At 69.0% G+C, this 17,175-nt stretch carries 15 protein-coding genes and 1 pseudogene; 4 read left to right on the top strand and 12 right to left on the bottom strand.

The window, feature by feature from the left end:
- Positions 1–46 precede the first annotated feature (46 nt).
- Both pafA and CP980_RS26490 read right to left on the bottom strand, forming a co-directional pair.
- Positions 47–1,408: a Pup--protein ligase gene (pafA, locus tag CP980_RS26495; protein ID WP_030157196.1), complete on the bottom strand. Its 1,362-nt coding sequence runs from the start codon at positions 1,406–1,408 to the stop codon at positions 47–49.
- A gap of 58 nt (positions 1,409–1,466) precedes the next feature.
- Positions 1,467–2,753, bottom strand: a complete 1,287-nt coding sequence (locus CP980_RS26490) for an MFS transporter (protein WP_150529224.1) — start codon at positions 2,751–2,753, stop codon at positions 1,467–1,469.
- Positions 2,754–2,867: 114 nt separating this feature from the next.
- Here CP980_RS26490 and CP980_RS26485 point away from each other — a divergent pair, with 114 nt between their 5' ends.
- Complete coding sequence (locus tag CP980_RS26485; RefSeq protein ID WP_132760418.1) at positions 2,868–3,863, top strand: LacI family DNA-binding transcriptional regulator; 996 nt, start codon at positions 2,868–2,870, stop codon at positions 3,861–3,863.
- A gap of 89 nt (positions 3,864–3,952) precedes the next feature.
- Here CP980_RS26485 and prcA read toward each other — a convergent pair whose 3' ends face one another.
- From prcA to arc, 6 genes are all read right to left on the bottom strand, one after another.
- The gene (prcA, locus tag CP980_RS26480) at positions 3,953–4,717 is read right to left on the bottom strand and encodes a proteasome subunit alpha (protein WP_099893644.1); all 765 of its coding nucleotides are present in this window, start codon (positions 4,715–4,717) and stop codon (positions 3,953–3,955) included.
- A 41-nt stretch (positions 4,718–4,758) separates the two neighbouring features.
- Positions 4,759–5,598, bottom strand: a complete 840-nt coding sequence (gene prcB, locus CP980_RS26475) for a proteasome subunit beta (RefSeq protein WP_132760419.1) — start codon at positions 5,596–5,598, stop codon at positions 4,759–4,761.
- Positions 5,550–6,062 (bottom strand): endonuclease VII domain-containing protein, encoded by a 513-nt coding sequence (locus CP980_RS26470; RefSeq protein WP_150530363.1) that lies wholly within the window; start codon positions 6,060–6,062, stop codon positions 5,550–5,552. The genes prcB and CP980_RS26470 overlap by 49 nt, the downstream gene beginning before the upstream one ends.
- 116 nt (positions 6,063–6,178) lie before the next feature.
- Positions 6,179–6,391, bottom strand: a complete 213-nt coding sequence (locus CP980_RS26465) for a ubiquitin-like protein Pup (protein WP_030233608.1) — start codon at positions 6,389–6,391, stop codon at positions 6,179–6,181.
- A 163-nt stretch (positions 6,392–6,554) separates the two neighbouring features.
- Positions 6,555–8,072, bottom strand: a complete 1,518-nt coding sequence (gene dop, locus CP980_RS26460) for a depupylase/deamidase Dop (protein WP_132760421.1) — start codon at positions 8,070–8,072, stop codon at positions 6,555–6,557.
- Between the two features lie 246 nt (positions 8,073–8,318).
- Positions 8,319–10,085, bottom strand: coding sequence for a proteasome ATPase (arc, locus tag CP980_RS26455; RefSeq protein WP_099893640.1), 1,767 nt, complete (start codon positions 10,083–10,085; stop codon positions 8,319–8,321).
- Positions 10,086–10,349: 264 nt separating this feature from the next.
- Here arc and CP980_RS26445 point away from each other — a divergent pair, with 264 nt between their 5' ends.
- Positions 10,350–10,670: a ferredoxin gene (locus tag CP980_RS26445; protein ID WP_030157182.1), complete on the top strand. Its 321-nt coding sequence runs from the start codon at positions 10,350–10,352 to the stop codon at positions 10,668–10,670.
- 4 nt (positions 10,671–10,674) lie between these two features.
- Here CP980_RS26445 and CP980_RS26440 read toward each other — a convergent pair whose 3' ends face one another.
- The 3 genes and pseudogenes from CP980_RS26440 to CP980_RS26430 all read right to left on the bottom strand — a co-directional run.
- A complete protein-coding gene (locus CP980_RS26440) occupies positions 10,675–11,286 on the bottom strand; it encodes a hypothetical protein (protein WP_373312934.1) in 612 nt (203 codons plus the stop codon).
- A 211-nt stretch (positions 11,287–11,497) separates the two neighbouring features.
- The gene (locus tag CP980_RS26435) at positions 11,498–12,394 is read right to left on the bottom strand and encodes a tRNA (adenine-N1)-methyltransferase (protein WP_030860276.1); all 897 of its coding nucleotides are present in this window, start codon (positions 12,392–12,394) and stop codon (positions 11,498–11,500) included.
- A gap of 18 nt (positions 12,395–12,412) precedes the next feature.
- Positions 12,413–13,567 (bottom strand): annotated as a pseudogene (locus CP980_RS26430) (site-2 protease family protein); the annotation flags it as partial.
- A gap of 232 nt (positions 13,568–13,799) precedes the next feature.
- On the opposite strand from CP980_RS26430, the gene CP980_RS26425 reads away from it, so the two are divergent.
- Both CP980_RS26425 and CP980_RS26420 read left to right on the top strand, forming a co-directional pair.
- On the top strand, positions 13,800–14,723 hold the full coding sequence (locus tag CP980_RS26425; protein WP_189998925.1) for a RecB family exonuclease: 924 nt from the start codon (positions 13,800–13,802) through the stop codon (positions 14,721–14,723).
- A gap of 65 nt (positions 14,724–14,788) precedes the next feature.
- Positions 14,789–15,463, top strand: a complete 675-nt coding sequence (locus CP980_RS26420; RefSeq protein ID WP_099893639.1) for a response regulator — start codon at positions 14,789–14,791, stop codon at positions 15,461–15,463.
- Between the two features lie 75 nt (positions 15,464–15,538).
- Here the strand turns inward: CP980_RS26420 and CP980_RS26415 are convergent, their stop codons facing one another.
- Positions 15,539–17,119, bottom strand: coding sequence for an ABC transporter substrate-binding protein (locus CP980_RS26415; RefSeq protein ID WP_229907177.1), 1,581 nt, complete (start codon positions 17,117–17,119; stop codon positions 15,539–15,541).
- Between the last annotated feature and the right edge of the window lie 56 nt (positions 17,120–17,175).

The following is a 17,175-nucleotide window of genomic DNA, read 5'->3' as shown; positions in this document are numbered from 1 at the left end:
CCCCGTACGAGATCCGTACGGGGCCCTGCCCAAGATCAGCGGGATCTCACATCCCCGCGATCAGCTTCTCCACCCGGTCGTCCACCGACCGGAACGGGTCCTTGCACAGCACGGTCCGCTGCGCCTGGTCGTTCAGCTTCAGGTGCACCCAGTCGACCGTGAAGTCCCGCCGCTGCTCCTGCGCCCGGCGGATGAAATCGCCGCGCAGCCGCGCCCGCGTGGTCTGCGGGGGCACCGACTTGCCCTCGAAGATCTTGAGGTCGTTGCAGATCCGCGCCGCCTGCCCCTTGCGCTCCAGCAGGTAGTACAGCCCGCGCCGGCGGTGGATGTCGTGGTAGGCGAGGTCTATCTGAGCCACCCGCGGATTCGACATGGTCATGCCGTGCTTGGCCCGGTACCGCTCGATCAGCTGGTACTTCATGACCCAGTCGATCTCGGTCCCGATCCGGTCCAGGTCCTCCGCGTCGATCGCGTCGAGGGTGCGGCCCCACAGCTCCAGCACCTGGTCCACCGTGCCGGTACGGATCCCCCGGCGCTCGGCGAAGTCCACCGCCTTGTCGTAGTACTCGCGCTGGATCTCCAGCGCCGAGGCCTCCCGGCCGCTCGCCAGACGCACCTTGCGCTGGCCCGTGATGTCGTGGCTGACCTCGCGGATCGCCCGGATCGGGTTCTCCAGGGTCAGGTCCCGCATCACCGTGCCCGCCTCGATCATGCGCAGCACCAGGTCGGTGGCCCCGACCTTGAGCAGCATGGTCGTCTCGGACATGTTCGAATCCCCGACGATCACGTGCAGGCGCCGGTAGCGCTCGGCGTCCGCGTGCGGCTCGTCCCGGGTGTTGATGATCGGCCGCGACCGGGTCGTCGCCGAGCTGACGCCCTCCCAGATGTGCTCGGCCCGCTGGCTCACGCAGTAGACCGCACCCCGGGGGGTCTGCAGCACCTTGCCCGCACCGCAGATCAGCTGGCGCGTGACGAGGAACGGAATGAGGATGTCCGCCAGACGGGAGAATTCCCCGTGCCGGGCCACCAGATAGTTCTCGTGGCAGCCGTACGAGTTGCCCGCCGAGTCGGTGTTGTTCTTGAAGAGATAGACGTCGCCCGCGATTCCCTCCTCGTGCAGGCGGCGTTCGGCGTCGACGAGCAGACCTTCGAGAATGCGCTCGCCCGCCTTGTCGTGCGTGACGAGTTCCGTCACGTTGTCGCATTCGGGAGTTGCATATTCCGGATGCGAACCCACGTCGAGGTACAGGCGGGCACCGTTCCGCAGGAAGACATTGCTGCTGCGGCCCCATGACACAACACGGCGGAAGAGGTAGCGCGCCACTTCGTCAGGAGACAGTCGGCGCTGTCCCCTGAACGTGCACGTGACGCCGTACTCGTTCTCCAGCCCGAAAATGCGGCGGTCCATGACTGAACATTACGCCTTTCGCACTGTTCTGAAACCGGGTTCGGGAACGCCGTTTCGATCAGTTGCCGACGAACCGCTCCGCCGGACCCCCCGCCACGCCGCCGTCCGCGCCCGCATCCGGACCCGCCACCGGGACTGCCGCCGCGCCCGTCACCGTACGCGCGCGGGCGGGAGCGGCCAGGATCCGCTGAGTGACCGTCAGCACCAGCAGCGCCGCCGCACCCGCGACACCCGCCACGGCGAACCCGCTCGCCGTACCCCCCAGTTCCACCGCCGGACCCGCCGCCGCCGTACCGATCGCCGCACCCACCCCGAAGAACGTCACCAGCCACGAGAACGCCTCCGTCACCGTGCCCGCGGGAGCGTGCCGGTCCACGACGATGAACGCACACGCCAGCGCGGGCGCCAGGAACACACCCGCCAGCGCCGCCAGACCCGCCATCGCCACCGGCCCCGGAACCAGCATCAGCGGCAGATAGCAGACCGCCAGCAGCGCCACCAGCAGCCGCAGCCGCCGCTCCGGCGCCCCCGCCCACTGCCGCGCCCCGTACGTCACCCCGCCGGCCAGCGCGCCCAGACCCAGCGCCGCCATCAGCCACCCGTACACCGCCTGGTTCCCGTGGTCATCGGCGTACGCCACACCCGCCACCGTGATCGAACCCAGCGCCCCGCCCACGAAGAAGAACGACCCCAGCAGCGCCAGCAGCCCCGGCGAGCGCAGCGCCCCCAGCCAGTGCGCCTCGCGCGGCTCCGACCGCCAGGCGCGCGAAGGCTCCGACACCACCACCGACAGCGCACCCAGCACACCGATGGCATTGATCACCAGCAGCGCGGCCGCCGGGTCCCACAGCGCCACGAACAGCGTCACCAGCAGCGGACCGACCGTGAACATGACCTCCTGCGCCACCGCGTCCATCGCGTACGCGGCGTGCACCCGCTCCTCCCTGCCGCCGAGCACACCCGGCCACAGCGCCCGCAGCCCGCCCTCCAGCGGCGGGGTGAACAGCCCCGCCACCACCACGGCCCCGTACGCGGCCCAGGCCGACCCGGTGCCCGCCACCGCCAGCCACACCATGCCCAGCGCGGACACCACCGCCGCCGGCAGCTGCACCCGCGGCTGCCCGAACAGGTCGACGGCCCGCCCCAGCAGCGGCTGCCCCACCGCGTTCGCCAGCCCGTACACCGCCGCCAGAGCGCCCGCCAGGCTGTAGCTGCCGCCCTCCGCCCGGGTAAACAGCACGATCGCGATCGGCCCCGTGCCGTTCGGCAGCCGGCCTATGAGCGTGCCCACCAGCAGCCTCGCGGCGTGCCGGGTTCTGAGCAGCTCCGCGTATCCCGCGGCCATGACGGCCCCCTTCTGCCCGGCCCCAGCCGGGGTAATACGTATAACGTGACCCGTCATACGTACCATGGCCACACCACGGGGGTCCACCCGAACAACCGCGACCAGGAGCAGAGTGTGACGAGACCCACCAGCCGCGACGTGGCCACCGCCGCCGGAGTCTCACAAGCCACCGTCTCCCTCGTCCTCGGCGACAAATGGCGCGGCCGCGTCTCCGAACGCACCGCCGGCCTCGTCCGCGAAGCCGCCACCACCCTCGGCTACCGCCCCAACCTCGCCGCCCGCAACCTCCGCCTCGGCTCCACCCGCACCGCCCTCCTCGTCGTCCCCGCCCTCACCAACGAGTTCTTCGCCCGCGTCTACACCGGCGCCGCCCGCATCGCCGCCGAACACGGCTTCGGCGTCGTCCTCTACCCCTCCCCCGACGGCACCGGCCCCGCCCGCGACCCCTTCGCCTCAGCCCGCGCCGCCCTCGACGGCATCATCGCCTCCTCCATGGCCGCCCACGCCCTCGACGCCATCGGCGACGCCGAACTCCCCCTCGTCATGCTCGACAGCGACCCCACCGCCACCCGCGCCGCCGCCCACGTCAACCTCGCCATGGCCGACGGCATGCGCCAGATCACCGCACACCTCCTCGCCCTCGGCCACCGCCGCATCCTCCACCTCGCCTCCGCCGTCGACTCCTGGACCTTCGACGTCCGCGCCGAAGCCCTCGCCGCCCACCTGAAGCCCCACGCCGAGCTGCGCACCGTACGCGCCCAGCTCACCGTCACCGACGCCCGCACGGCCATGGAAACCGCCCTCGCGGCCCCGCAGGACCGGCCCACCGCCGTCGTCTGCGACGACGACATCCTCGCCGCCGGCACCTGCAAGGCCGCCCGCCGCCTCGGCCTGCGCGTCCCCGAGGACCTCTCCGTCACCGGCTTCGACGACCTCGCCCTCGCCACCGCCGTCGAACCCGAGCTCACCACCGTCCACCTCCCCGCCGAACGCGTCGGCGAACAGGGCATGAGCGCCCTCCTCGCCGTCCTCGACGGCACCCCCTGGACCGCCCCCGACCTCCCCGTCGACCTCATCGTCCGCGCCTCCACCGGCCCCGCCCCCGCCTGAGCCCCGCCCCACCCGCCCGCCCGCCCGGCCCCCGACAACGCGAAGGCGCCCCCGGCCACAAGGCCAGGGGCGCCACGAGACACACGTCCCTACTCGGAATCGTCCTCGGGAGCCTCGTCGTTCGACACGGCATCCGCCTGCACCGCCGCCGTGACGTCCGCCTCCAGCAGCCGCGACAACTGCCGCCCCCGGATCCGCTTGAACTTCCGCTGCTGCGCCCGCGTACGGTCCAGCACCGCCACCTCCAGCCGCTCGGCCGGAATCGTCTTGTCCGCACCGTTCGCCTGGCTCGACAGCGCCTGCACCGCCAGCTTCAGCGCCTCCGCCAGGGTCATCCCGTCCCGGTGACGCTGGTCCAGGTACGTACTGATCTGCTCGGCATTGCCGCCGACCGCGACCGAACCGTGCTCGTCCACGATCGAACCGTCGTGCGGCAGCCGGTAGATCTGGTCACCCGCGGCCGTCGCACCGACCTCGGCCACCACCAGCTCCACCTCGTACGGCTTCTCACCGGCCGAAGAGAAGATCGTGCCGAGCGTCTGCGCGTAGACGTTCGCCAGCCCACGGGCCGTCACATCGTCACGGTCGTAGGTGTATCCGCGCAGATCGGCGTAGCGCACGCCACCGATCCGCAGGTTCTCGTACTCGTTGTACTTGCCGGCGGCCGCGAAGCCGATCCGGTCGTAGATCTCGCTGAACTTGTGCAGCGCGCGGGACGGGTTCTCGCCGACGAACACGATGCCGTCGGCGTACTGCAGCACGACAAGGCTGCGACCGCGGGCGATGCCCTTCCGGGCGTATTCCGCCCGGTCGGCCATGGCCTGCTGGGGTGACACATAGAACGGAGTCGACACCGGTTATCCGTCCCTTTCTTCTGGGCGACGAGGAGGACTGGTCAGAGCAGGGCCGCGCGCGGCCCGTCGGGCTGCTCGAGCCGCCGGTTGGTGACGCTGCGGGCGAGTTCCTGCGACTCCTCGTCCGTCAGCCTGCGGAAGCCCTCGTCGGTGATGACGGTGACGATGGGGTAGATGTGGCGGTACAGGTCCGGCCCACCGGTCGCCGAGTCGTCGTCGGCGGCGTCGTACAGCGCCTGCACGACCAGGGTGGTGGCCTGTTCCTCCGTCAGATCGGGGCGGTACAGCTTCTTCATGGAGCCCCGGGCGAAGATGGAACCGGAACCGGTGGCGGCGAAGCCGTGCTCCTCGGAGCGGCCGCCGGTCACGTCGTAGGAGAAGATCCGGCCCTTCTCCTTGCCCTCGTCCCAGCCGGCGAAGAGCGGTACCACGGCCAGCCCCTGCATGGCCATCCCCAGATTGCTCCGGATCATGGTGGAGAGCCGGTTGGCCTTGCCCTCCAGGGAGAGGGTCGCCCCCTCCACCTTCTCGAAGTGCTCCAGCTCCAGCTGGAACAGCTTCACCATCTCCACGGCCAGACCCGCCGTACCGGCGATGCCCACCGCGGAGTACTCGTCGGCCGGGAACACCTTCTCGATGTCCCGCTGCGCGATCATGTTCCCCATGGTCGCCCGCCGGTCACCGGCGAGCACGACCCCGCCGGGGAAGGTGGTGGCGACGATGGTCGTCCCGTGCGGCGCCTCGATGACACCGTCGGGCAGCTTCCGGTTCCCCGGCAGCATCTCGGGCGCGTGCGCCCCGAGGAAGTCCATGAAGGACGAGGACCCCGGCGTCAGGAAGGCTGCCGGTAGACGCCCTGTGCCGCGATTGTTGGCTTCCACGCGTTTCCCTCCAGGTACGAGATGGCCCGACGTAGAGTGTCGGGATCGTCTCCCAACTTGCCGATGGCCGAGTTGCAGTTGAAGCACAGTACGCCTCGGACCCTACCCGTCTCGTGGCAGTGATCCACGTGTACGGCTGGAGCCTTCAGGCAGATGCAACAGAGCCCGCCCTGAGCTGCGATCATTTCGTCCCGCTCGGCTTCGGTCATGCCGTACATCCGCTTGAGATGACCTGCGCGGCCCTCGACGGCCCGGCACGCCTTGCAGCGTGTAGACAACCCGTCTGACGCCGTCTTGTTCCGATCCCATTCCGAGTGGGGCTTGATCTCCCTACATCGACGGCAGTACTTGTGCCCCTCAGGAGCTTCAACACGGGGGCGGACATTCTTCCCCTTGGCCTTCTGGCGCTGCTGGTGATATTCGGCCGCGCACGGCCTGCAGTAACACTGCAGGCCGTCTCGCATGGCCTTGTTGGAGGCAAAGGCCTCCAGCGGCTTCAGTAATCCACACCGCGGACACTGCTTCTCTGCCCCGACACTCACGCCCCCCAGAGAGCCTCACCTTCGATTCGAAGGCGAAATCACTCTCCACCCTTCTGAACGAAGGAGCGCACGAAATCCTCTGCGTTCTCCTCGAGCACATCATCGATTTCGTCAAGCACTGAGTCGACGTCGTCGGAGAGCTTTTCCTGGCGCTCCTTGAGGTCGGTCGATTCCTCGACCGCCGCCTCCTCGACCTCCTCGGTCGAGCGAGTCGCCTTCTGCTGTCCGCCGCCGGTGTCCTTGGTCGCCATGTCTACCTCACCCCGCTCGGTTCGCGCGCTCATGTCGAGAGACCCCGGGATCGGGATCTCTCAAGATCAGACCCTACGTCGGACCCTACAAGGAGGGTCCGACATTCGTCCCCGCACTTTCATAACGTGCGGCTTCTTTCATGATTCCCGTAACAGCGGCTTTTCAGCCCTGGTTCCCGCTCAGTACCCGCACCAGGTCCTCCGCCGTGCGGCAGCGGTCCAGGAGCTCCTTCACGTGCTTGCGGGTACCCCGCAGGGGTTCCAGCGTCGGAACCCGCTGGAGGGAGTCCCGGCCCGGGAGGTCGAAGATCACCGAGTCCCACGAGGCCGCCGCCACGTCGTCCGCGTACTGCTCCAGGCACCGGCCCCGGAAGTACGCCCGGGTGTCCTCCGGCGGCTTGCCCTGCGCGCGCTCCACGGCCGTCTCCTCCACCAGCCGCTTCATCTTGCCCCGGGCCACCAGGCGGTTGTACAGGCCCTTCTCGGGCCGTACGTCCGCGTACTGGAGGTCCACCAGGTGGAGCCGGGCCGCGTCCCAGCCGAGCCCGTCGCGCCTGCGGTAGCCCTCCAGGATCTCCCGCTTCGCGATCCAGTCCAGCTCGCCCGACAGGCTCATCGGGTCGCTCTCCAGCCGGCCCAGCACGTCCTCCCAGCGGACCAGCACGTCCTTGGTCTGCTCGTCCGCGTCCGAACCGAAACGCTCGTCCACGTACTTCCTGGCCAGCTCGAAGTACTCCATCTGGAGCTGGACGGCGGTCAGCGTGCGGCCGCTGCGCAGCGTGATGAGGTGTTGCAGGTCGGGGTCGTGGGAGACCTGGTGCAGGGTGCGGACGGGCTGGTCGACGGCCAGGTCCACGTTGATGAAGGAGTCCTCGATCATCGACAGGACGAGCGCGGTGGTGCCCAGCTTGAGGTACGTGGAGATCTCGGAGAGGTTGGCGTCGCCGATGATCACGTGGAGGCGGCGGTACTTCTCGGCGTCCGAGTGCGGCTCGTCGCGCGTGTTGATGATGGGGCGCTTGAGCGTGGTCTCCAGGCCGACCTCGACCTCGAAGTAGTCCGCGCGCTGGCTGATCTGGAAGCCGTGCTCGCGGCCGTCCTGGCCGATCCCGACCCGTCCGGCGCCGGTGACGACCTGGCGGGAGACGAAGAAGGGCGTCAGGTGGCGCACGATCTCCGAGAAGGGGGTCTCCCGCTTCATCAGGTAGTTCTCGTGCGTGCCGTAGGAGGCGCCCTTGTTGTCGGTGTTGTTCTTGTAGAGGTGGATGGGCTGGGCGCCGGGGAGCTGGGCGGCCCGTACGGCGGCCTCGGCCATGATCCGCTCGCCGGCCTTGTCCCAGAGGACGGCGTCGAGCGGGTTGGTGATCTCCGGGGAGCTGTATTCGGGGTGCGCGTGGTCGACGTAGAGCCGTGCACCGTTGGTGAGGATGACGTTGGCGAGGCCGATGTCCTCGTCGGTGAGCTGGCTGTTGTCGGCGGCCTCGCGGGCGAGGTCGAAGCCGCGGGCGTCCCGCAGCGGGTTCTCCTCCTCGAAGTCCCAGCGGGCGCGGCGCGCCCGGTGCATCGCCGCCGCGTAGGCGTTGACGATCTGGGACGAGGTGAGCATGGCATTGGCGTTCGGGTGCCCGGGGACGGAGATCCCGTACTCCGTCTCGATTCCCATTACTCGCCGTACGGTCATGCGGCCCTCCTTGCCCGGCGGCGCTCCCGTTCGGGAGCGGCGCTCAAGTACCGCTGGTGCTCCGGTGCGTGTGCGGTGCCCGTCCCCGCACTGCGCGACCGGCGGTACGGAAGAGCCTAGAACCACTCCGCGCTGGTGGGGAGATCATTTCAGTCATTGACTTCACTCCGTCACCGGCTGAAAAGCAGTCGGTAAAGCAGTCGGCTGCGGGTGCCCGGGCAGGGCACCCGCAGCCGCCCTGTTCGATCAGAGGTACTGACCGGTGTTTGCCACCGTGTCGATGGAGCGTCCGGTGTCCGCGCCCTGCTTTCCGGTGACGAGTGTGCGGATGAATACGATCCGCTCGCCCTTCTTGCCGGAGATCCGGGCCCAGTCGTCGGGGTTGGTGGTGTTGGGCAGGTCCTCGTTCTCCTTGAACTCGTCCACGCAGGCCTGGAGGAGGTGGGAGACCCGCAGGCCCTTCTGGTTGTGTTCGAGGAAGGCCTTGATGGCCATCTTCTTGGCCCGGTCCACGATGTTCTGGATCATGGCGCCGGAGTTGAAGTCCTTGAAGTACAGGACTTCCTTGTCGCCGTTGGCGTACGTGACCTCAAGGAAGCGGTTTTCCTCGGTTTCGGCGTACATCTGCTCGACGACGGTCTGGATCATGCTGTGGACGGCGACCTCGGGCGAGCCGGAGTGTTCGGTGAGGTCGTCGGTGTGGAGCGGCAGCGAGGCCTTGAGGTACTTGGCGAAGATGTCCTTCGCCGCTTCGGCGTCGGGGCGCTCGATCTTGATCTTCACGTCGAGCCGGCCGGGGCGCAGGATGGCCGGGTCGATCATGTCCTCGCGGTTGGAGGCGCCGATCACGATGACGTTCTCCAGGCCCTCCACGCCGTCGATCTCGGCGAGCAGCTGGGGGACGATGGTGTTCTCCACGTCCGAGCTGACGCCGGATCCGCGGGTGCGGAAGAGGGATTCCATCTCGTCGAAGAAGACGATGACGGGGGTGCCCTCGCTGGCCTTCTCGCGGGCACGCTGGAAGACGAGGCGGATGTGCCGCTCGGTCTCGCCGACGTACTTGTTGAGGAGTTCGGGGCCCTTGATGTTCAGGAAGTAGGACTTGCCCTGGGCCTGTCCGGTCACTTCGGCGACCTTCTTGGCAAGGGAGTTGGCCACTGCCTTGGCGATGAGCGTCTTGCCGCAGCCGGGGGGGCCGTAGAGCAGGATGCCCTTCGGGGGCCGCAGTTCGTGTTCCTTGAAGAGGTCGGGGTAGAGGTACGGGAGTTCGACCGCGTCGCGGATCAGTTCGATCTGGTCTCCCAGGCCGCCGATCTTGTCGTAGTCGATGTCGGGGACCTCTTCGAGGACCAGGTCCTCGACCTCGCTCTTGGGGACGACCTCGTAGACGTAGCCGGAGCGGGGTTCGAGCAGGAGGGCGTCGCCGGGGCGGATGGTGATGTCCAGGAGCGGCTCGGCGAGCCTCACCACCCTCTCCTCGTCGGTGTGCCCGACCACCAGGGCGCGCTCGCCGTCCTCAAGGATCTCCTTGAGGGTGACGATGTCCCCGGCCCGTTCGAACTCCATGGCCTCGACCACGTTGAGGGCCTCGTTGAGCATGACCTCCTGGCCGCGCCGGAGGTCTTCCGGTTCGACGCTGGGGCTGACGTTCACGCGGAGCTTTCGGCCGCCGGTGAAGATGTCGACGGTGCCGTCTTCGTTCGCCTGAAGGAAGACACCGAAACCGGCCGGCGGCTGTGCGAGCCGGTCGACTTCCTCCTTGAGTGCGACGATCTGGTCGCGGGCCTCACGGAGCGTATTTGCCAGTCGCTCGTTTTGCGCGGAGACGCCGGCCAGGTTTGTCTGGAGCTCGACGATCCGCTCTTCGAGAATCCTCGTGTGTCGCGGAGAGTCGGCGAGCTTACGTCGCAGGACGGCGATTTCCTGCTCGAGATAGGCAACCTGGCCTGCGGGGTCCTCAGACCCTCGCCCCGGCCGGATGCCGCGGTTGATGTCGTCGTCGTGGGCTGCCACGGTCCTCACCTCCTCCAAGGGGAGCTGGACGCTTCCTGACCCTACCTGGGCTGGTGGTGATTGAAACCCCTAGATCACAAAGACGGTAGAGGTGTGTCCGATCTTCACCCTTGCGTACTCCCTCACGCCAAGGAAATACCCACCCATCAACATCGGAAAGCGGCCGGTTGTAAGGTCGAAGTGTTCAACACCCGTCAGGGCCCGCGCGACTTGCCGCGGCTTGTGGCGGAAACGGATCACTGAGCGCAGGGAACGGCAGGAGATATGACCGTGCAGCAGGAGGCTCCCACGGGTGGTGCCGGGCAGGCCGGCGAGCCGCTAGAGGTCTGGATCGACCAGGACCTGTGCACCGGTGACGGCATCTGTGTGCAGTACGCGCCGGAGGTGTTCGAGCTGGACATCGATGGTCTGGCGTACGTGAAGAGCCCTGAGGACGAGCTTCTGGTGGAGGCGGGGGCGACGACTCCGGTTCCCCTGACGCTGCTGCAGGACGTGGTGGACTCGGCGAAGGAGTGCCCGGGTGACTGCATCCACGTAAGGCGCGTTTCGGACAGGGTCGAGGTGTTCGGTCCGGACGCGGAGTGACGGTTCAAACACTCCTGGCGTCTGAGTTCGTCAGCTCCTGGCGGAATTTTCCGCCGCTCCAGCGCCACTTGGCGAGCTGTTTCACGTCGGGGCTGTAGCGGGGCACCTGGGGCGAGGAGTAGCCGAGGAGGCTGGCGGTGACGACTCCGTCGCTGATCGTGAGATCGGCGGCGGTTTGTCGTTTCCCGGCCTCCAGCAGGGTGGCGACGATCCTGGGGGCCGCGCCGGGGGTCTTGTCCTGGGCGAGTACGTAGATCGCGTGGGGCGGGGTGCCGGATCCGGCGTCGCAGCGTACGGCGGCGACCGTCTCGGGGCGGCCGTCGCCGTCGAGGTCGCCCTGGGCGGTGGCCGTGACGGCCGTCGGCAGGCCCTTGCAGTCCAGCGGGTAGGTGACGGCCGCCGCGTCGGGGGCGGCGGCCTGAGGGCCGCTCGCGGGGGCCGCGGAGGCGCTTGCGGGGCCGGCGTGGCCGGTGGCGGAGGCGTCGGGCTGGACGAGTCCCGCGAGGGCCACGACGCCGGCCATGGCGGTGGCCGTGGCGAGCCAGTGGAGCGGCCGGGCGCCGCTGTGGGGCAGGAATTCCGGTGTCGGCGTCAGCTCGGCGGGGCGGTGCGGCACGCGGGGTGTCTCCTGTGCGAGGGGTGACGGGGAGCCAGCATCGTGCCACACCTCACACCGGGGCGGAACGGCCGGGTCCGTGTCGGCTGGGGCCGGTATGGGGGGTCGCTGGTGGGACAACGAAAAGGCGCTGTGGCTCAGTTCCCGGATCGTCCGGGGAACTGCGCCACAGCGCCTTGGTGTTGGGTGGGCCGGGCGGCCGCCGCGGGGTCTAGGCGGAGCGGTCGCTGCCGGGTCCGTCGTAGTCCTCGCCGTAGGCGCCCTTGGCGGGGCGGCGGCGGCGCATGGGGGGCTCGACGCCGTCCGCGAGGCGGCGGGCGGTGACGAGGAAGCCGGTGTGGCCGATCATCCGGTGGTCGGGGCGGACGGCGAGGCCCTCGACGTGCCAGTTGCGGATCATCGATTCCCAGGGCTGCGGCTCGGCGAAGCAGCCGATCTCGCGGATGGACTCGACCGTCTTGGAGAGCTGGGTGGTGGTGGCCACGTAGCAGCAGAGGATGCCGCCGGGGACGAGGGCCTTCTTGACCGCGTCCAGGCACTCCCAGGGGGCGAGCATGTCGAGGATCACGCGGTCGACGTCGGTCTCGTCCAGGTTGTCCTGGAGGTCGCCCACGGTCAGCTTCCACGCGGGGTGGGGGCCGCCGAAGTAGCGCTCGACGTTGGCGGTGGCGATCTCGGCGAAGTCCGCGCGGCGCTCGTAGCTGTGGAGCATGCCCTGGTCGCCGATGGCGCGCAGCAGGAAGCTGCTCAGGGAGCCGGAGCCCACTCCCGCTTCCACGACGCGGGCGCCGGGGAAGATGTCGGCGAAGGCCAGGATCTGGCCCGCGTCCTTGGGGTAGACCACGGCGGCGCCGCGGGGCATGGACAGGACATAGTCGGGGAGCAGGGGACGCAGCGCGAGGTAGGCGACGTTGCCCGTGGTACGGACGACGCTTCCTTCGGGGGAGCCGATCAGCTCGTCGTGCGGGAAGGAACCCTTGTGGGTGTGGAAATTCTTCCCGGCTTCGAGCGTGAACGTGTAGTGGCGGCCCTTGGGGTCGGTGAGCTGAACCTGGTCCCCGACCTCGAAGGGCCCGCGTCGGCGGGCGGCACCGGTCGGTTCGGACATGTGACCAGTGTATTGGCTTCAGGACTGGGGCCGTGCCATGGCCTTCACGAAGGCCTTCTCGACGTCGAGGGTGGACAGGACGCCGTAGATCTCGCCGGAGGGTTCGAGGACGAGGTATTCGGTGGCGGGGGTGGCGCGCAGGTGGTCGAGGAGCTCTTCGCCGGTGAGTTCGGCGGAGACCTTCATTCCGTCGGTGAGGTCCTGGGCGAGGGTGCTGACGGCGACCCAGGGGCGGCGGTGTTCGGGGACGGAGGCGATGGCGCTCTCGCGGACGATGGAGAGGGGGTCGCCGTGGCCGTCGACGACGACGATGGCGCGGGCGCCGTGGGCGTTGGCGCGGCGCAGGGCCTCGGAGAGGGGGGTGGCGTTCTCGACGGGGACGGCGCGGCGGGTGAGGGTGCGGGCGCGTAGTTCGGGGAGGTGTTCGCGCAGGCGGGCCATGCGCAGGCTGTTGCCGGCGCCGGTCCAGATGATGGCGGCGAGGATCGCGGCGAGGAGGGCGTCCATGACGGTGTTCATGCCGGTGGACTCGATGGCGCCGGTGCCGAGGACGCCGGTGTGGGTGATCATCGGGAGTCCGATGAGGACGGCGACGGCGAGGGCGCGGCCGACCCAGGCGGCGGCGACGGTTCCGGTCATGGGTTTGCCGGTGATGCCCCAGATGACGGCGCGGAGCATGCGGCCGCCGTCGAGGGGGAGGCCGGGGAGCAGGTTGAAGGCGGCGACGAGCAGGTTGGAGATCATCAGGCCGGCGAGGAGGACGCCGGGGACGGTGGCCGGGTCGACGAGTTCCATGCCGAGGTAGAAGGCGCCGGCGAGCAGGAGTGAGAGGAGGGGGCCGACGAAGGCGAGGACGAATTCGCGGCCGGGGGTCTCGGATTCCTTCTCGATCTCGGAGACTCCGCCGAAGAACTGGAGCTGGATGCGGCGCACGGGGAGTTTGAAGCGGAGTGCGGCGACGGTGTGGGCGAGTTCGTGGACGAGGACGGAGGCGTAGAAGGCGACGGCGAAGAAGAGGGAGACGAGGTAGCGGGCCGGGCCGAGGTCGGGCAGGACGCGGTCGAGCTGGTCGCCGAAGACCCAGGTGATGAGGGCGGCGACGAGGAACCAGCTGGGCGAGACGTAGACGGGGACGCCGAAGGGGCGGCCCATGAGGATGCCGCCGCCCGGTCCGGAGCGCTTGTCTGCGCGCTCGCCGGTTTCGTCGGTGTCTGCCACGGCTGTCCTTCGTTCGGTGCTGTCCGGCGGGTTGCGGCCGGCGGTGCTTCCAGTGTGGTGCAGGTGCACGGTCGGTGCGGGGTGGGGGCCCTGGTAGCGCGGTGTGATGCTCCGATCATGCAGGGCGAGGGGGCTCGGCGTCGATGGTATGCGCGCGCTGTCGGCGGCGGGTCGTAGGGTTTTGTCCATGACGACGAGTCCCGGTCCGGTTTCTGGCGCGGCGGATGCGGATGCCGATGCGGCGCCGCGCGCTGTGGCGCCCTCTTCGCTCTCCCCTTCGCGGGCGAGCGATTTCATGCAGTGCCCGCTGCTGTACCGGTTCCGGGTGATCGACAGGTTGCCGGAGAAGCCGAGTGCGGCGGCGACGCGGGGCACGCTGGTGCACGCGGTGCTGGAGCGGCTCTTCGATCATCCGGCGGTGGAGCGGACGGCGCCGCGGGCCAAGGCGCTGATCCCGGGGCAGTGGGACCGGTTGCTGGAGTCGAAGCCGGAGTTGGTGGAGCTGTTCCCGGAGGCGGACGAGGGGGCGGGGCTGGCGCGTTGGCTGACGGAGGCCGAGGCGCTGGTGGAGCGGTGGTTCACGTTGGAGGACCCGACGCGGCTGGAGCCGGTGGAGCGGGAGTTCTTCGTGGAGACGGAGCTGGAGTCGGGGCTGCGGCTGCGCGGGATCATCGACCGGGTGGACGTGGCACCGTCGGGTGAGGTGCGGATCGTCGACTACAAGACGGGCAAGGCGCCGCGGCCGGAGTATGCCGAGGGCGCTCTGTTCCAGATGAAGTTCTACGCGCTGGTGGTGTGGCGGCTGAAGCAGGTCGTGCCGCGGCGGTTGCAGCTGGTGTATCTGGGCAGCGGGGACGTGCTGACGTACGACCCGGTGGTGGCGGATCTGGAGCGGGTGGAGCGCAAGCTGCTGGCGCTGTGGGACGCGATCAAGGAGGCGACGGAGACGGGTGAGTGGCGTCCGCGGCCGACGAAGCTGTGCGGCTGGTGCGATCACCGGGCGGTGTGTCCGGAGTTCGGCGGGACTCCTCCGGTGTATCCGCTGGTGATCGCCCCGAGGCCCGGGGAGGGCACCGGGGCGGGGGCGGGGTCCGGGGCCGGGGAATCCTGAGGGGCCGATCAGGGCAGAATGGGGCGGGTCCGTCGAAGCCGCTGTACGAATACGAGGTACCCCCCGTGGCGATCCGCGTCCTACTGGTCGACGACCAGCCGCTGCTGCGCACCGGCTTCCGGATGATCCTGGAGGCCGAACAGGACCTGGCGGTCGTCGGTGAGGCCGGGGACGGTCTGCAGGCGCTGGAGCAGGTACGGGCGCTGCAGCCCGACGTGGTGCTGATGGACATCCGGATGCCCCGGATGGACGGGGTGGAGGCGACCCGGCAGATCACGGGTCCGGGCCGGGACGGTCCGGCGAAGGTGCTCGTGCTGACCACGTTTGATCTGGACGAGTACGTGGTGGAGGCGTTGCGGGCGGGGGCGAGCGGGTTCCTGCTGAAGGACGCGCCGGCCGTGGAGCTGGTGCAGGCGATCCGGGTGGTGGCGGGGGGCGAGGCGATGCTCGCGCCGAGCATCACGCGGCGGCTGCTGGACAAGTACGCGGGGCACCTGCCGTCGGGTGAGGAGAGCGTGCCGGACACGCTGGGCACGTTGACGGAGCGGGAGGTCGAGGTGCTGAAGCTGGTGGCGCGCGGCCTGTCGAACGCGGAGATCGCGGCGGACCTGTTCGTCAGTGAGACGACGGTGAAGACGCATGTGGGGCACGTGCTGACGAAGCTGGGTCTGCGTGACCGGGTGCAGGCGGCGGTGTACGCGTACGAGAGCGGTCTGGTGCGGCCGGGCGCGGGGGCCTGACGCGCCCGGGGAACGGCCGAAGGGGCCGGCTGCCGCATCGTGCGGCTGCCGGCCCCTTCGCCGTACCGGGTCGGGTCAGCCCTTGCTGATCTCCCAGAAGCGGAAGACGGTGGAGGCGTCCAGCGACCACTGCAGGCCGGTGACGTTGTCGCGGGTGACGGCGTACTGCTTGCTCTGCCAGAGCGGGAGCAGCGGGATCTCGTCGGCGACGATGTCCTGGAGGCGGTTGTAGTCGGGGTTGGCGGCGGTGCGGTCGGACTTCGTGGAGGTCGACGGGATGATCGTCCCGCTGATCTCCTTGTTGTCGTAGTTGTTGTGCACGACGCTCTCGGGGCCGAAGAACGGCTGGGTGAAGCTGTCGGCGTCGGGGTAGTCGGGGACCCAGCCCTTGACGTAGACGCCGTACTTGCCGTCCTGGATGTCCTTCTGGTACTGCGTCCACTCGATGGACTTGACGTCGGCCTCGAAGAGGCCGCTGTCGTTGAGCTGCTTGGCGATGAGCTGGAATTCCTGGTCGGTGGCCGGGCCGGTGCGGCCGGTCGTCGAGTACAGGGTGATCTTCACCTTGTCCTTGATGCCGGCGGCGCGCAGGACGGCTTCGGCCTTCTTCGGCTGGGGGCTGCCGCCGTAGCGGTCGAAGAAGGCGGTGTTGTGGGCGGCGATGCCGGCGGGGACGATCGAGTACAGGGAGGTCGTGGTGCCTTCGTAGACGTCCTTGACGATCGCTTCGCGGTCCACGAGGTAGGCGATGGCCTTGCGGATCGGGAGCTTTCCGGCGACGGGGTCGTTCATGTTGAAGACGAGGTGTTCGACTTCGGCGCCGGTGCCCTGGACGACCTCGACCTTGTGGTCGCCGGTCTTGGTGGAGGACAGGGCGGCGATGTCCTTGGCGGCGAGGCCGCGGAAGGCGAAGTCGACGTCGCCGGTGTCGAGGACCTTCTTGAGGCCGGCCTGGTCGCCGTTGAAGAACTTGAGGGTGACGCCGGTGTTCTTGGCCTTGGCCTTGCCGCTGTAGTTCTCGTTGACGGAGAAGCCGGCGCTCTTGTCGTTGAAGGAGTCCAGCTTGTAGACGCCCGAGCCGATGGCCTTGTTGTCGGTGCGCAGCTTGTCCGCGGGGTATTCGCTGTGGTCGACGATGGAGCCGGCGCCGGAGGCGATCTTGCTGGGGAAGGTGGCGTCGGAGGTCTTGAGGCGGAAGACGACGGTCTTGTCGTCGGGGGTGTCGATGCCGGCGATCGACGACAGCATGACGGCGGGGCCGTTGTCGTCGTTGATCTTCAGCGTGCGCTCGAAGGAGTACTTGACGTCCTTGGAGGTGAGCGGGTGGCCGTTGCTGAACTTGAGGCCGGTGCGCAGGGTGCACTTGTAGAGCTTGCTGTCGGCGCCCTCGAAGTTGCAGCTCTGTGCGGCGTCGGGCTCGGGCGTGGTGCCGCCCTTGGGGAAGGCCAGCAGGGACTGGAAGACGTTGTTGAACAGCAGCCAGGAGCCGGCGTCGTAGCCGGAGGCGGGGTCGGTGGACTGGACCCGGTCGGATATGCCCATGACCACGCCCTTGCCGCCGTCGCCGGTCGGGCTGCCGGTCGAACCGCAACCGCTGAGCAGTGCGGCGGCGGTGGCCGCGCCGAGCGGGGCCGCAAGCCACTGGTTACGTCTCATCACGCGAACGTCCTTCAGAGTCGGTCGAATTGTTTCGTTTGCGCCGGCCTGCGACA

Origin of the sequence: Streptomyces vinaceus, from assembly GCF_008704935.1 — a bacterium.
Taxonomy (GTDB): domain Bacteria; phylum Actinomycetota; class Actinomycetes; order Streptomycetales; family Streptomycetaceae; genus Streptomyces; species Streptomyces vinaceus.
Note: the sequence above shows the minus strand (reverse complement) of the source record. Positions and strands in the feature narration are given on the sequence as shown.